Annotated in this window: 15 protein-coding genes; 10 read left to right on the top strand and 5 right to left on the bottom strand. The window is 75.3% G+C overall.

What is annotated here, in order from left to right; all coding sequences use genetic code 11:
• Positions 1-126: 126 nt before the first annotated feature.
• Complete coding sequence (locus ABD317_RS24460) at positions 127-1,170, bottom strand: lytic polysaccharide monooxygenase auxiliary activity family 9 protein (protein ID WP_344292065.1); 1,044 nt, start codon at positions 1,168-1,170, stop codon at positions 127-129.
• A gap of 261 nt (positions 1,171-1,431) precedes the next feature.
• Here ABD317_RS24460 and ABD317_RS24465 point away from each other — a divergent pair, with 261 nt between their 5' ends.
• Both ABD317_RS24465 and ABD317_RS24470 read left to right on the top strand, forming a co-directional pair.
• Positions 1,432-2,127 carry a haloacid dehalogenase type II gene (locus tag ABD317_RS24465; RefSeq protein WP_344292066.1) on the top strand — a complete coding sequence of 232 codons (696 nt, stop codon included), beginning with the start codon at positions 1,432-1,434 and terminating at the stop codon, positions 2,125-2,127.
• A gap of 463 nt (positions 2,128-2,590) precedes the next feature.
• On the top strand, positions 2,591-4,357 hold the full coding sequence (locus tag ABD317_RS24470) for a hypothetical protein (protein ID WP_344292067.1): 1,767 nt from the start codon (positions 2,591-2,593) through the stop codon (positions 4,355-4,357).
• A gap of 121 nt (positions 4,358-4,478) precedes the next feature.
• Here the strand turns inward: ABD317_RS24470 and ABD317_RS24475 are convergent, their stop codons facing one another.
• Complete coding sequence (locus tag ABD317_RS24475; protein ID WP_344292068.1) at positions 4,479-5,471, bottom strand: glycoside hydrolase family 6 protein; 993 nt, start codon at positions 5,469-5,471, stop codon at positions 4,479-4,481.
• 214 nt (positions 5,472-5,685) lie between these two features.
• Between ABD317_RS24475 and ABD317_RS24480 the strand changes: the two genes are divergently transcribed.
• Positions 5,686-6,060, top strand: coding sequence for a DUF6401 family natural product biosynthesis protein (locus tag ABD317_RS24480; protein WP_027755451.1), 375 nt, complete (start codon positions 5,686-5,688; stop codon positions 6,058-6,060).
• Between the two features lie 60 nt (positions 6,061-6,120).
• On the opposite strand, the gene ABD317_RS24485 is transcribed toward ABD317_RS24480, so the two are convergent.
• Complete coding sequence (locus ABD317_RS24485) at positions 6,121-6,921, bottom strand: mechanosensitive ion channel family protein (protein ID WP_344292069.1); 801 nt, start codon at positions 6,919-6,921, stop codon at positions 6,121-6,123.
• A 242-nt stretch (positions 6,922-7,163) separates the two neighbouring features.
• On the opposite strand from ABD317_RS24485, the gene ABD317_RS24490 reads away from it, so the two are divergent.
• From ABD317_RS24490 to ABD317_RS24505, 4 genes are all read left to right on the top strand, one after another.
• The gene (locus ABD317_RS24490) at positions 7,164-8,195 is read left to right on the top strand and encodes a Dyp-type peroxidase (protein ID WP_344292070.1); all 1,032 of its coding nucleotides are present in this window, start codon (positions 7,164-7,166) and stop codon (positions 8,193-8,195) included.
• A gap of 8 nt (positions 8,196-8,203) precedes the next feature.
• Complete coding sequence (locus ABD317_RS24495) at positions 8,204-9,001, top strand: family 1 encapsulin nanocompartment shell protein (protein ID WP_344292078.1); 798 nt, start codon at positions 8,204-8,206, stop codon at positions 8,999-9,001.
• Entirely contained in the window at positions 8,998-9,582 is a 585-nt protein-coding gene (locus ABD317_RS24500) for an ion channel (protein ID WP_344292071.1), read from the top strand. Before ABD317_RS24495 ends, ABD317_RS24500 begins: the two co-directional genes overlap by 4 nt.
• Before the next feature lie 163 nt (positions 9,583-9,745).
• Positions 9,746-10,195: a DUF7144 family membrane protein gene (locus ABD317_RS24505; RefSeq protein WP_344292072.1), complete on the top strand. Its 450-nt coding sequence runs from the start codon at positions 9,746-9,748 to the stop codon at positions 10,193-10,195.
• 46 nt (positions 10,196-10,241) lie between these two features.
• On the opposite strand, the gene ABD317_RS24510 is transcribed toward ABD317_RS24505, so the two are convergent.
• On the bottom strand, positions 10,242-10,694 hold the full coding sequence (locus tag ABD317_RS24510; RefSeq protein WP_344292073.1) for an SseB family protein: 453 nt from the start codon (positions 10,692-10,694) through the stop codon (positions 10,242-10,244).
• 164 nt (positions 10,695-10,858) lie between these two features.
• On the opposite strand from ABD317_RS24510, the gene ABD317_RS24515 reads away from it, so the two are divergent.
• Both ABD317_RS24515 and ABD317_RS24520 read left to right on the top strand, forming a co-directional pair.
• Positions 10,859-11,521, top strand: a complete 663-nt coding sequence (locus ABD317_RS24515; RefSeq protein ID WP_344292074.1) for an arsenate reductase/protein-tyrosine-phosphatase family protein — start codon at positions 10,859-10,861, stop codon at positions 11,519-11,521.
• 174 nt (positions 11,522-11,695) lie between these two features.
• Positions 11,696-12,433, top strand: a complete 738-nt coding sequence (locus ABD317_RS24520; protein ID WP_425582426.1) for a TNT domain-containing protein — start codon at positions 11,696-11,698, stop codon at positions 12,431-12,433.
• Positions 12,434-12,500: 67 nt separating this feature from the next.
• Here ABD317_RS24520 and ABD317_RS24525 read toward each other — a convergent pair whose 3' ends face one another.
• Entirely contained in the window at positions 12,501-13,061 is a 561-nt protein-coding gene (locus tag ABD317_RS24525) for a helix-turn-helix domain-containing protein (RefSeq protein WP_344292076.1), read from the bottom strand.
• A 58-nt stretch (positions 13,062-13,119) separates the two neighbouring features.
• On the opposite strand from ABD317_RS24525, the gene ABD317_RS24530 reads away from it, so the two are divergent.
• On the top strand, positions 13,120-13,868 hold a 749-nt coding region (locus ABD317_RS24530), incomplete at its 3' end, for an AzlC family ABC transporter permease (RefSeq protein ID WP_425582425.1).

The following is a 13,868-nucleotide window of genomic DNA, read 5'->3' on the forward strand; positions in this document are numbered from 1 at the left end:
CCGGACGCACCGTCCGGTCCGGCCCCGCCCGGCCCCCTCCGGCGGTGCCCGTCCCGGGCGCCGCCGGAGGGCGCCGCTTGCGTGTGCCGTCACGCGCGCCGCCGCGGGTGCGGCGGCCGCGCGCCGTCAGACCTGCTGCCTCCCGGGCGTGTTGCGCCGCTGGTTGTACAGCAGCGCGCCGCCCGCGAAGATCACCGCGCCTGCGCCCGCCAGCGCGGCCGGCAGCACCGGCGAGGACTCCTCGGAGGCCGCGGCGAGGTTCGACTCGCCCTGGTTCAGCGTCTCCACCGCCTGCGCCTGCTTGCCCTCCGCGGCCGTCGCGCCGTGGTCGCCGTGGTCGCCGTGGTCACCGTGGTCGCCGTGGAGCGGGTCGGCCTTGGTGTTCTGCTGGTCGGCGCCCAGCGCCCGCACCTCGTCCGCCGACATGGCGCCCGGCGTCAGGCCGGTGACCTCGCCGTTGCCGCCGTCGAAGACGACGTCCGAGCAGGAGAAGAAGTTCTCCTGGCTGTCCGAGCGGATCCACTGGATGAACAGCATGTGCTGGCCGCTGCGCTGCGGGAGCTGCAGGTTCCAGTAGTAGTGCCCGCCGTCCGAGCCGGACCCGCCCGCCTGCGGCGGGTTCTGGACGGTCTGCAGGTGCTCCAGGTCACCCCAGCCCAGGGTCTGGGACGGGCTCCAGCCGTTGTTGGTGATGTACACCTCGAACCTGCCGGGGTGGTGCGCCCAGTTGCTGTACTCAAGACCGATGTTCGCGCCGGAGGTGAGGTGGGTGAGCGGCCAGTCGGTGCGGGCCGCGTTGTACGGCGAGAAGTTGTACGGGCTGCGGTCGCCTGCGCTGCAGAGCTTGCCGTCGGGCACGTAGCCCTGGCCGCGCCCGCCGGCGTTGGAGTCCAGCACGGCGAACCAGTTGTACAGCGGGGTCGTGCCGGCGGCCTGCACCGCCGCGGCGCAGGCCGGGTTCTGCGGCATCTGCGTGGATTCGTTCGCGCGCAGGTCCTTGTAGCACAGGAACGTGCGCGAGCCGGGCACCATGGCGACGCCGTGGGCCGCGGCGGGTGTCGGCATCGCCAGCGCCGCGGTCGCGATGCCCGCGGCGCCGGCGAGTGCGAGAGTGCGCCGGAGGCGGAGCGATCGGCCGGCGCGGGCGAGTCGTTGGACAACCGTGTTCATGGGTCTCCTTCGGGTTCTCCTGAGCGCTGACGCAAGAGCCCGCGCCCCGGTCCGCGTGATGGGCCGCCGAGCCGTCCCGAGGTCGGCGGCCGACCTGGCGGGGGGTCTCACGTTCGTCGTGAACAGGTCAATGGGAGCGCTCCCATCGAAGGTAGCGCGGGATTTCACCCCTGTAAACAGCTGTCAACGGCGGCTACGGGCATGGCCCGGGCCGCGGCGTTGTTGTCGATCTCGACGGCCCGCCCCGAACAGGAGAAACGCATGCTGGAGATCCGCGACGCCGAAATCGTCGTCTTCGACGTCCTCGGCACCCTTGTCGACGAACCCGGCGGGCTGCGCGCGGAGATCCGCGCCGTGGCGGGGGAGCCGGCCGGCGGCCCGGCGGCCGACGAGCTGCTTGCCCTCTGGCAGGCCCACGTCGAGGCCGAGCAGGGGCGGATGGCCCGCGGGGAGCGCCCGTACGACGACAGCGACGCCGTCGACCGCGAGGCCGCCGACCTGGTCGCCGGACGCGCCGGCGTCACGGACCCGGCGGCCGTCGACCGGCTGGCCACCGCTACCCGGCGGCTCCCCGCGTGGCCCGACTCCGCCGCCGGACTGGACCGCATCGCCCGGCACTTCCCCGTCGCCGGCCTCTCCAACGCCTCCGCCCCCGCGCTGCTGCGGCTCGCCGCGCACGCCGGGCTGCGCTGGCACCAGGCGCTGTCCGGCGCGGCGGTACGGGCCTACAAACCGGCGCCGGAGGTCTACCGGCTCGCCGCCGAGGCCGCCGCGTGCCCGCCCGAGCGGGTGCTGATGGTCGCCGCCCACGCCTGGGACCTGCGGGCGGCGCGGGAGAACGGCCTGCGGACGGCGTACGTTCCGCGCCCGGCCGGCGATCCGCCCGCGGCGGCGGACGCCTTCGACTGGCACTTCGACGGGCTGGACGGGCTGGTGACGGCGCTGACGGGGGAGTAGCGCGTCCCGCCGCCCGCGGGGCGCGGGGGGCGCGCCCGGCCGGCGCCTCGACGTGACCGGGGCCGCGGCCCGGGCACGGCTTTGACGCGGTGCGTACAGGTGCGCAACCGGCGCGGCGCCCGCGCGGGCATGGTGCGGCGCCGCCCCGCCCGGCGCGTCCAGCGTGGGTCCCGCACGATCGCGGAGTGCGCCCCTGCCCGGTGGGCGGCGGCCGTCGCCGCCGTGCGCGTCGCCCCGCAGCACGCCGCGGGGCGCGCGCCGACGCGCCCGCTCCCGTGCGCGTACACGCGGCCGACATATGCCTGGTCTGCGGGGGCCCGGCTGGGCCACGATCCCTCTGGCGGCCGAAGTGCCCGGCTGCGGACGGGTGTTCCGGGACCCCTCCCGGCTGCGGTGCCGAGGATGGAAGACGTCCGCCGGTGGCTTGCCCGAGAAAGGGACCACGATGGAAGCGTTTCCTCCGATGCCCAGCGAGCCGCCCTCCGAGCCCGGGCGGCCCTCGTCCGACTTCGGACCTCCCTCCTACGCCCCCGGGGAGCCGGGGTACGCGCCGCCCGCCCGGCCCCGGGACCCGTACGCCGTCGGGCTCGCCAACGCCTCGCTGCTGGGCGTCGGTTACGGGATGCTCCGGCGGCCCCGGCTCGCCGCCGGCACCGCGGCCCTGTCGGTCCTCCTCGTCGTCCTGCTGGCGACCGTCGGCCGCAACGCGTGGTTCCAGGCCGTCGTGCTGGCGTGGTGGATCGGCGTCACGGTGCACGGCTGGTATCTCGCCGGCGGCCGCCCGCCCCGCCGACGGGCCGCCGCGACGGCCACGGATCAGGCCACGGATCAGGCAACCGAACCGGCCGCGGCACCGGCCGCGGCACCGGCCGCGGAACAGGCCGCGGAGCCGGCCGGGACCGCGGCACCCGCTCCGGCCGCCGGGCCCCCCGCCCCGCCCGTGAACCGGCGCCGGGACCGGCTCGTCGCCCTCGCCGTCGCCGCCCCCGTCCTCCTCGCCTGCACCGCCCTCCGCCTCGACGCCTCCCGCATCGAGGACAACGCCGCCGACGCCCACCGCGCCGGCGAGTGCGCCCAGGCCGTCTCCGACCTCGACGGCCTCTGGTTCGGCCACCGCCTCGCCGACGCCCCGCTGACCGCCCGCGCCGAGGACAGCACCGAGGCGTGCGAGCTGCTGCTGAAGGCCGAGGACGAGGCGGACCGCCACCGCCTGCGCGCCGCCCGCACCCTCCAGGTGTACGCGGACCATCCCGAGGCCCTCTGGGAGGGCGCCGACAACCGCCGGGCCGACCTCCTCCTCGCCCAGGCGGAGGACGAGCTGGAGACCGGGCTCACCGGCGACGTCGACCGGCTGAGCGCGGGTTTCGGCCATCTCGGCACCGTCCTCACGGAGTACACGGGCGAGCACGGCGGCCAGGACCGCAGCGGCGACGTGGACGAGGTGCTGGACGGCTTCCTCGGCGCGCTGCCCACCGACGACGCCTGCCAGACCAAGGCGGTCACCGACTGGCTCGGGCAGCGCGAGAGCGGCGACGACGGGCTGGGCCGCGCCGCCGACGTCGTCCCCGAGGTCGCGCCCGCCGCGATGGTCGACTGCGGCGACGCGCTGATGGCCGAGGACACCTGGGAGGAGGCCCGCACGCAGTACCGGCAGCTCCTCGACGAGTACCCCGACCACGAGCTGACCGGCGCGGCCGCGGACGGCGTGGAGCGCGCGGACACGGCCATCGAACTCGACAACGTACGCGGGCTGCTGTCGGGGGCGGGCGGCGGCAAGCCCGAGTACTGCGACAGCCCTGCGCCGTACCGCGGTGCCAAGCCCTACCGCGGCGGCGGACCGCACCGCGCGCTGCTCTACGGGCAGAACGGGCACCGGTCCAAGCTCCCGTCCTCCTGGAAGGCGAAGGACGCGAAGGACGCGGTGGTGATCCTCTGTGCGGGCAAGCCCCGGTACGGCGCCACGGTCGCGACCTGCCCGTACGAGTACGACTCGGGCATCGGCAAGGTCAAGAACGTGTCGTTCAAAAACCGGGATATCCCGGTGCGGGTGTACGAGCTGCGCACCGGCAAGCTGGTGAAGAAGACCACCGTGGAGATCGGCGGCTCCAGCTGCCCGGCCACGCTGCCGTACACGTACTACGGCATCGACACCGGCCCGCCGTCCCAGAAGTACGTCACGTCCTCGGACTCCGACGTGCGCGCGGGCTACGAGCCGCTGATCCACCCCTGAGAGCCGGGGCCGGTCCGGGGCGGTGGCGGCCGCCCCGGACCGGCCCGGCTGCGCGCACCCGCGGTGCCCGCCCGCACCCGCAGCACGCGGGCAGGCGCGCACGAGCCGGGTGGCGCCGGCCTCAGTTGGTCGCCAGCGCGTACGCCAGGTCCGGCACGAACTGCCCGGCCGCCGCCGCGCATCCGTCCGCCTCGCCCGGGGGCTTGACCCACAGCAGCGCGTCCACGGCGTCGTCCCCGGCCGACAGCGTCGGGTTCTCGCCCAGCGCGCGGCCGGCGGGGTCGCACCACTCGCCGTTGGAGCCGTTGCCGTTGCGGCTGGTGTCCACGACCAGCTTCAGGTCGGGGTCGCCGATGGCGGACAGGATCTGCTTGCCGTAGGCGAGTTCGTCGGAGGTGGTGTGGAAGTTGGAGACGTTGGTGAACACGCCGTCCGCCTCCGTCACCCCGGAGGCCGAGAGCCGGGCGGCCTGGTCGGCGGGGGAGTGCCAGCCGGAGTGGCCGCCGTCGAGGTAGACGTGGGCCTGCGGGTCGGCGGACTTCAGGGTGGTGACGGCCTGCCGCAGCGCCGCGTGCCGGGCGTCGCGGCCGGACTGGTCGAGGCAGTCCTCCAGGGCGAGCGCGTCGGTCTCCAGGATGATCACGACCGGGTGGTCGCCGAGGCCGGCGGCGATCAGCTCGATCCAGTTCTGGTACGACGGCAGGTCGGGCGCGCCGCCGGAGCTGGCGCCGCCGCAGTCGCGGTTGGGGATGCCGTAGACCGAGAGGACGGGCAGCTCGTCGCCGGCCGCGGACATGTAGTCGGCGACCTCCTGCTGCACGGTGCCGGGGTTGTACTGGGCGAGCCAGCGGGCCTGCGGCTGGGAGGCGATCCGGTCGGCGATGACGGGCTGCCGCGAGTCGCCGGGGTTGGCCGCCGTCCACCGCTGGACCTGGGAGTCGGGGTCGACGTACAGCGGGCCGGGCAGTTGGGCGGCGTCCGCGGCGGCCCGCGGCCCGTCGCCGCCGGGTACGGCCGCCGGGGCGGCGGTGGCCAGCCCGGCGAGGGCGAGGCCGGCGCCGAGGAGGCCGGCCAGGGCGGTGCGGTGCAATCGGCGCGGGATACGTGCGCGCATGGTGGTCCGTCCTTGTCGCGTCTGCCGGAGACCCGTGGGCTCTCCGGGTGGGGGGTGTACCGTACGGTGCGGTGTGGGATGGGAGCGCTCCCATGCGCTGCCGGAGCATAGTGGCGGACCGCCGGGTTGGAAACACCGCACGCGCGCCGGCGGGGGCGGGCGTGGGACGTACGTCACGGGCGGGGGCCCGCGGAATCCGGGTTACAGTCGAGCGGTGAACGTGGGAGGACCCGAGGAGGAGGCCGTCGGCTGCCCGCTGACCGCCGTCGCCGCCCGGTACCTGCCCCGGCTGTCGGAGTTCGCCTTCGAGCCGGGGCTCGTCGCGGCCGTCGACCAGCACGCGGCGGCCGTGCGCGACGCGTTGGTGCCGCGGCAGCGCCGCCCCTGGCACGACCTCCTGCCGCAGCGGATCGAACGCGTCTGCGCGCCGCAGCGGATGCGGCGCGAGGACCTCACGGACTACGTGGTCGGCTTCACCGACGTGCTGGCCGAGAGCGACTGGCGCGAGCCCGTCGGGTACGACTTCGCGGTGCTGCGGCTGACCGCGGTCTGCTGGCTGATCCGCGAGTACGACCTGCTGTCCGGCTGAACGGTCGCCGGGCCCGCCGGCCGCGGCCCCAAGGCGCTCCGGCCGGCGGGCCCGCCCCGGTCACCGCATGTCGTCGCGGTCGTCCGGCGGCGGCGCCGTGCCCGAGTATTCCTGCCCCACCGGCTGGCCGGCCGCCGCGTCCGCACGGCCCCGCTGGTACGCCGAGACGCTGTCCCGCGCGTTGGCCGACTCCCGCTCCGCCGCGGTCAGCCAGCGCTCCCAGCGCTCCCGCATCGGCATGACCAGGCCGCCGCCGACGCCGACGATCACGATGCCGGCGCCCGCCGCGAGCACCGCGATGAGCAGCGGGCCGGTGATCGCCGTGGCGATCTGCGCCTGGCCGAGCGCGGCGACCGCGCCGAGCCCGATGATGAACGCCCAGGCGATCGTTGCCACGGTCCGCCCGTACGACGTGCTGCTCAGGGCGTTGCCGACGATGTCGCGCACCGCCGTCGCGACCGCCATGGCGACCATCACGATCACCACCGCGACCAGTGCCTTCGGCAGCCAGGCGACGAGCTGGTTGAGCAGCGTGCTGACGGGGTTCGGGCCGAAGACGCTCAGCGCGAGCTGGAGCACGACCAGCATCAGCGTGTAATAGATGATCTTGACGATGATCCCGGTCGCGTCGTACTTCGAGTTCTCCAGCGCACGGCCGACGCCGCTGCGGTCCGCGAGCCTGGTGAAGCCGAGGCCGTGCAGGACCCTGCCCAGCACCTTGGTTATCAGCTTGACCACGAACCAGCCGACGACCAGGACGAGCAGGAAGGCGATCAACTTCGGGACGAACCCGATCAGCTTGGAGAACGCGTCGCTGAAGCCTCCTCCGAAGTCGATCGAGAGGGCGAGTTGTTGCGACATGGTGGGGCCTCTTTCGTGGAGGTGGACCCTGGCCGCTGTGCCGTGGGCCTCGATCTCCGTCGTAACACCCGCGCCACGGCTCCACCCGGCCATCGCCCGGCGGCGTGCGCCGGTCGGGTGACATGTCGGGCGACGCGCTGAGCGGCGCTCCCGGTACGGGCGGGTGAATGCGGGCCGCCGCCGGATTGCGCCGACGGTTACGTCCCGTATCGTCACGAATGCCCCCGTGACCAGGAGGGACCGTGCCCGAACCCCAGCCCGTGCTGGCCCCGCCCGCGACCGCGGCCGTCTTCCTCGTCGTCACCGTCGCGCCCGGCGGCGAGGACACCGTGCGCGACGTCCTCACGGACCTCCCGGCGCTGCAGCGCGCCGTGGGCTTCGGCGCCCCCGACGACCGGCTGACGTGCGTCGCGGGCATCGGCGCCGCCGTCTGGGGCCGGCTCTTCCAGGGCCCGCGCCCGGCCGGCCTGCACCCGTTCCGCGAGCTGGCCGGCGAGCGGCACCGCGCCGTCGCCACCCCCGGCGACGTGCTGTTCCACATCCGCTCCCGGCGCATGGACCTCTGCTTCGAGCTGGCCAGACGGCTGTGCACGCGGCTCGGCGACTCCGTCGCCGTCGCCGACGAGGTGCACGGCTTCAAGTACTACGACATGCGCGACCTGCTGGGCTTCGTCGACGGCACGGAGAACCCGGTCGGGCAGGCGGCCGGCGCCGCGGTGTTCACCGGTGCGGAGGACCCGCGGTTCGCCGGCGGCAGCTACGTGATGGTGCAGAAGTACCTGCACGACCTCGACGCCTGGGAGGCGCTGAGCACCGAGGAGCAGGAGCGGGTCATCGGGCGCACCAAGCTGGGCAACACCGAGCTGCCCGAGGGGCGGCAGCCCGGCGACTCGCACGTCGCGCTGAACACCGTCACCGGCCCGGACGGCGAGGAGCGCGAGGTCGTACGGGACAACATGCCGTTCGGCTCCGTCGGCGAGGGCGAGTTCGGCACGTACTTCATCGGCTACGCGCGGGAGCCCGGGGTGCTGGAGGAGATGCTGGAGAACATGTTCCTCGGCCGGGCGCCGGCGGCGTACGACCGGATCCTGGACTTCTCCACGGCCGTGACCGGCTGCCTCTTCTTCGCCCCGGCGGCCGGCTTCCTCGACGACCTCCCCGACCGGCCCGCCGCCCCCCGCCCGGCGGCCGCCGCCGACCCCGTACCCGACGCCCCGGCCGCCGGCGACGGCTCCCTGGGGATCGGCGGCCTCAAAGGAGCACCCGTGCGATGAGCAACGCGATGAGCAACCTGCACCGTGAACTCGCCCCGGTCACCCCGGCGGCCTGGGCGGAGATCGAGGGCGAGGCCCGGCGCACCTTCCGCCGGCACGTCGCCGGCCGCCGCGTCGTGGACGTCACCGGCCCGGAAGGGCCGGAGCTGGCCGCCGTCGGCACCGGGCACCTGGAGGAGATCGCCCCGCCCGCCCCCGGCGCGACGGCGCGGCTGCGCGCGGCGCAGCGGCTGGTCGAGCTGCGGGTGCCGTTCACCGTCGGCCGCGACGCCGTGGACGACGTGGAGCGCGGCGCCCGGGACTCCGACTGGCAGCCGGTCAAGGACGCCGCCCGCACCGCCGCCTTCGCCGAGGACCGGATGATCGCCGACGGGTACGCCGCCGCCGGCGTCGACGGCCTGCGCACGCGCTCCTCGCTGGTCGAGCAGAGCCTCCCGGCCGAGGTCCGCGACTACCCCGACGCCGTCAGCCAGGCGCTCTCCGCGCTCCGGCTGGCCGGCGTCGACGGCCCGTACTCGCTGCTGCTCGGCGCCGACGCGTACACCGCGGTGAGCGAGACCGCGGACCACGGCTACCCCGTCGCCCGGCACATCGCGCGGCAGCTGGACGGCGAACTGATCTGGGCGCCCGCCCTGAGCGGCGGCCTGGCGCTGTCCACCCGCGGCGGCGACTTCGAGCTGCGCCTCGGCGAGGACCTGGCCGTCGGCTACACCGCGCACGACGCCAAGACCGTGCAGCTGTACCTGCACGAGACGCTGACGTTCCTGACGTACACGGACGAGGCGATCGTCGTCCTGCGGGCATGACGGACCGCCGCAGCGGCGGCCGGCGCGGCGGGGACGGCTCCCCGGACCCCGGCCCGGAGCACCGCCGGGAACCTCTGCTCGGCTGGCTGCGCACGAGCGCACCCGTGGCGCTCATGCTCGTCGCGTACTTCCTGCTTCCCCTGCACCTGGTGCGCACGCGCAGCCCCGAGCTGAGCTGGGGGCTCTTCGTGCTGGCGCTCGGCGCGGTCACCGCGCTGCTGCTCCGCGAGATCCGGGCGGTGCTGATGGACGTGCCGCAGGCCCGTCCCGGGGTCACCATCCCGCTGCTGATGATCGCCTCGATCCTCGTCTTCGCCGCCGCGTACCACCAGATCGCCCAGGAGTCGGGGGAGTTCAGCGGGCTGCGGACCCGGGTCGACGCGTTGTACTTCACGGTCGCCACCGTGGCGACCGTCGGCTACGGGGACATCACCGCGCACGGGCAGACGGCCCGGAGCCTGGTGATCGGGCAGATCACGTACAGCTTCGTCTTCCTGACCGCCGCGGCGACGGCGCTGAGCCGGCGGCTGCGCCGGGCGCTCGGCGAGCGGCAGGACGGGGGAGCCGGGCGGGGCGGGTGAGCGGGCGGGACGGGGAGCCGGACGGTGCGGGGAGCCGGGCGGGCCCGGGGCGCCCGGGCGTTCACCCGGACGGCCCGCACGGAGTCGTCCGGCCGCTGCCCCGGCGTGAAGCTGAAACCCCCGGCCGGCCCCTCCGGCGGCCCTCGGTAAGGAGTGTGCCCCGATGACCACGCCCACCTCCTCCTCCCGCGGCACCGCGCCGACGGGCGGCCACACCCCGGCGACCAGCGGCGGCAGCCCGTGGGCGACGGGCGGCACGGTGTTCGCCGGGGTGCTGATGTTCGTCTACGGCGTCCTCGCCGTGCTCCAGGGCGTCGCGGGCCTCGTGAACGACGACGTGTTCGCCGGGGTCGGCGACTACGTCTACAAGTTCGACCTCACGACCTGGGGCTGGATCCACGTCATCCTCGGCGCCGTCCTCGTCCTGACCGGCATCGGCATCCTGCAGGGCGCCGAGTGGGGGCGGCTGCTGGGCGTCGGGCTGGCCTCCCTGGCCGTGGTCGCGAACTTCCTGTGGCTGCCGTACCAGCCGGTGTGGGCGATCGTGAACATCGCCATCGGCGTCTTCGTGATCTGGGCGCTGTGCACCGACCGCTCCCGGTCGCTCATCTGAGGCCGAGACCGAGACCGAGGCCGAGGACGGGGGCCGGGGCCGGGGATCAGCCGCCGGAGCGGCCGAGGAGGGTGCGTACCCCCGCCGCGCTCAGCGTCAGCGCGCCCGGGCTGCCGGTGTCGATGGTGAGGTACACCTCCTCCGCCGGCCAGGCGTTGGCGAGGAGCACCAGCGGCAGCTTGCGGTACTTCGCCACCGAGGGCAGCGCATACCCCATCCGCGACTCGGAGGTGAAGACGGGCACCAGCCGGTCCCCGTTCGGCTGCTCCATCACCGGCAGCAGCATGCTCTCCTCCGCCGCTCCCGCACCGGCGCCGGCATCCGCCTGCTCCGGCTGCGCGCCCTCCTCCGCCGGGTCCGGTCTCTCGTCCGGTACGGGCACGAGCACCTCGCTGTGGGCCAGGGCGTGCAGCGCCGCCGGGTCCTTGGCGTCGGCCGCCAGTGCCTCCAGCGCCCGCTGCGTGGTCGAGGGGTCGTTCCCCTGCGGTGCCTCGGTCATGGTCCTTCGCTTCCTCCGGTGTGCCGCTGTGCGCAGTCCTTCCGGCCGCCCGCGACATTGCCCTACCTCGTACAGCGCCGAACGTGCCCGCTTCGTCACGCCCGTAACGGGCTGACCGAGCCGTTCCGGGTGTGCGTGCGGCCTGAAGGGACCATAATCCGCCGATGGACGACCTCGGGGGCTACGCACACATCGATCCCGGATCCGGTCACCGCCTCGCGCTGCACACCTCCGCCAGAAGGTTACGGACGGAGTTCCGCGGCGTGTTCGGCCAGGAGACCATCGAGCGCTTTCTGTGCGGCGTGTACGGCGACGTCGCCGTGCGCGGCGACGCGCCGGACGACCTGCTGTCGCTCACCGAGCGCTACGCGCGCCGCCGGCTGCACGCGCTGGCCCGCATGGACGGGGTGAGCGGCGACGCCCGGCCGGTCGTGCTCTACCTCTGCGAGCACAACGCCGGGCGCAGCCTGATGGCGATGGGGCTCACGGCCCGGCTGGCGGGCGGCCGCGCGGTGGCCTGGTCGGCCGGTTCCGGCCCGGGCGACGCTGCCAACGGGGCGGCGGTGGCCGCGATGGGGGAGCGGGGGATCGACATCTCCGCGGAGTTCCCGTCGGCGTGGACGGACGAGCTGGTCCGGGCGGCGGACGTGATCGTCACGATGGGTTGCGGGGACGCCTGCCCGGTGTTCCCCGGCAAGCGCTACGTGGACTGGCCCCTGCCCGACCCCCGGGGGTGGCGGGCGGCGGCGGTGCGGCCGTTGCGGGACGAGATCGAGCACCGGGTGCGCGCGCTGCTCGCGGACCTGGGGATCGAGCCCCGCGACTGACGGCGTGCGGCTGACGGCCGGCGGCCGCCGCGGCGCGCCCGCTGGGGCGGCGCACCCGCTTCACCCGAAGGGCGGGTGGCGGCGGGCGTGTTGGTCGGCGGGCCCGCCGCCCGCCCTGCGGATCATGGTGAGGCCGCCGTCCGCCGAGCGTGAAGGACCCCCACCGTGACGCGAATCCGCACCGTGCGCACGGCACTTGCCGTGCTGGCCATCGCCGCAGGACTCACCGGCAACGTCCCCGCCGCGGCCGCCGCCGGGCACTCCGGCCCCGTGACCCACCCCGCGCTCGTCCGCCAGGCCCCCGCGCCGGAGGCGCCCGCCGCGGCCCCCGCACCGGGCGGCGCCGCCGTGCGGGACGAGCCCGACTGCACCGGCGAGTACCTCGGCGACGCCCGGCTGGGCCCGGAGCACCTGCCGGGCCGCTGGGAGCCGCGGGTCGGCCCGCTGCTGCGGGGCTGGCAGCCCACCGGCTCCCTCACCCCGGCCGCGTTCCTGGCGAAGTACTGGACGGGCCCGGCCGACGGCGGCGGGTGGAAGTACCCGCCGAACGACGGCTTCGCCGAGGTCAACGGCACCGTCGACCGCGAGGCGACCAAGCTCACGCCCGGCCGGCTGCTCGACCGCTTCGGCGCGGAGTCCGGCCGCTACCTCGCCCCCGTCGGCGACCGCTACGCCGAGCGGGCGCTGCCCCCGCAGAGCCTCCACACCCGCGACCCCGACACGCCCTGCGACTACCGCGTCTACCAGGTCACCAAGCCCTTCTGGGCGTGGCAGGGCGCGGTCGCGCCGTGGTTCGAACAGCCCGGCGGGGGCGAGCAGATCAAGCTGGACCCGGTGTTCCTCGACCCGGGCGAGGGGCAGCGCCTCAACGTCGGCTGGCTGCTGGAGCACGGGTACCTGGCACCGGCGTGACCCCGCCCGCCGCGCGGGCGTGGAAGGCGGGCGCGGAAGGCCGCGGCGGAGGCGCCGCCGCGGGCCGTCAGGGGTGCTCGGAGACGAGGACGGCGACCGTGTCCGGCGCCAGCGCGTCGAAGACGTGCGGTACGTCGGCGGGGTAGCAGACGTAGTCGCCCGGTTCGAGGTCGACCGGCTCCTCGGCCACGCCCGCGCGGGCCCGGCCGCTGCTGAGCACGACGTGCTCGACGACGCCGGGGGCGTGCGGGTCGGAGCGGCGCGGGGTGCCGGGCTGGCCGGTGATGAGGTAGATGTCGCGGCGCACGTGGGCGGGGGCGGAGGCGAGCAGCGTCGCGGCGTACTCGGCGTGCTCGGAGGGCACGGACGGGCCCTCGCCGCGGCGGATGACGTGCACGCGGGGGCGGGCCGGCTCGACGAGCCGGGAGAACGGCACGTCGAGCGCGACGCTGAGCGCCCAGAGGGTCTCCACGCTCGGGTTGCCGGTGCCGGACTCCAGTTGCGAGAGCGTCGACTTGGCGATGCCGGCCCGGCGGGCCAGCTCCGTCAGCGTGAGCCCCGTACGGCGGCGCTCGCGCTGGAGCGCCGCGGCGATGGCGTCGAGGGGGGCTCCGCCGCTCTGGGGCATGGCGCACGCTCCGTTCGCTCTGTCATCCGCTTATTCGACTTGACGAACAGGGTAGCGGATGTTCAGCATGGCAACCATGCGTTCGATATGGCGAACCCACCGCGGCGGCCTGCCCCGCGACCTCGTCCGCGACATCGCGCTCGTGTGCGCCGCGGACACGCTGGTCGGCGTGTCGTTCGGGGCCATCGCGGTCAGCGAGGGGCTGCCGCTGTGGCTGCCGGTGCTGCTGTCGGTGGTGGTCTTCGCCGGGGCGGCGCAGTTCATGTTCGTCGGCATCGTCGCCTCCGGCGGCACCGCGCTGGCGGCCGTGGCGGCGGGGCTGCTGGTGAACGCGCGGCACGTGCCGTTCGGCTTCACCGTCGGCGACGCGCTGGGCGGCGGGCGGCTGCGGCGGCTCGTCGGCAGCCACCTGATGATCGACGAGACCGTGGCGTTCGCGCTGGCCCAGCGCGACCCGGTGCGGCGGCGGGCGGCGTACTGGGCGTGCGGCGCCGGGCTGTTCGTCTGCTGGAACGCCGGGGTCGCCCTCGGCGCGCTGGGCGGCACGGCGGTGAGCGACACGGACGCCTTCGGGCTGGACGCGGCGTTCCCGGCGGTGCTGCTGGCGCTGGTGCTGCCGTCGCTGCGGGAGGCGGGTACGCGGCGGGCGGCGCTGGTGGGCCTGGGCGTCGCGCTGGCGGCGGCGCCGTTCCTGCCGGCCGGGGTCCCGGTGCTGCTGGCGCTGGCGGGGCTGGCGGTGGCGGGAACCGGCCCCACGGCGCCGAGCTGGTGCACCGCGACCTCAAGCCCGGCAACATCATGCTCACC

This window comes from Streptomyces synnematoformans (assembly GCF_039531005.1).
In the GTDB taxonomy this organism is placed as follows: Bacteria; Actinomycetota; Actinomycetes; order Streptomycetales; family Streptomycetaceae; genus Streptomyces; species Streptomyces synnematoformans.

Excerpts from the sequence above, each read along its gene's own strand:
- ABD317_RS24495 (WP_344292078.1), top strand. The coding sequence starts at position 8,204 with ATGAGCAACCTGCACCGTGAACTCGCCCCGGTCACCCCGGCGGCCTGG.
- ABD317_RS24510 (WP_344292073.1), bottom strand. The coding sequence starts at position 10,694 with ATGACCGAGGCACCGCAGGGGAACGACCCCTCGACCACGCAGCGGGCG.
- ABD317_RS24485 (WP_344292069.1), bottom strand. The coding sequence starts at position 6,921 with ATGTCGCAACAACTCGCCCTCTCGATCGACTTCGGAGGAGGCTTCAGC.
- ABD317_RS24505 (WP_344292072.1), top strand. The coding sequence starts at position 9,746 with ATGACCACGCCCACCTCCTCCTCCCGCGGCACCGCGCCGACGGGCGGC.
- ABD317_RS24465 (WP_344292066.1), top strand. The coding sequence starts at position 1,432 with ATGCTGGAGATCCGCGACGCCGAAATCGTCGTCTTCGACGTCCTCGGC.
- ABD317_RS24525 (WP_344292076.1), bottom strand. The coding sequence starts at position 13,061 with ATGCCCCAGAGCGGCGGAGCCCCCCTCGACGCCATCGCCGCGGCGCTC.
- ABD317_RS24500 (WP_344292071.1), top strand. The coding sequence starts at position 8,998 with ATGACGGACCGCCGCAGCGGCGGCCGGCGCGGCGGGGACGGCTCCCCG.
- ABD317_RS24475 (WP_344292068.1), bottom strand. The coding sequence starts at position 5,471 with ATGCGCGCACGTATCCCGCGCCGATTGCACCGCACCGCCCTGGCCGGC.
- ABD317_RS24515 (WP_344292074.1), top strand. The coding sequence starts at position 10,859 with ATGGACGACCTCGGGGGCTACGCACACATCGATCCCGGATCCGGTCAC.
- ABD317_RS24470 (WP_344292067.1), top strand. The coding sequence starts at position 2,591 with ATGCCCAGCGAGCCGCCCTCCGAGCCCGGGCGGCCCTCGTCCGACTTC.
- ABD317_RS24460 (WP_344292065.1), bottom strand. The coding sequence starts at position 1,170 with ATGAACACGGTTGTCCAACGACTCGCCCGCGCCGGCCGATCGCTCCGC.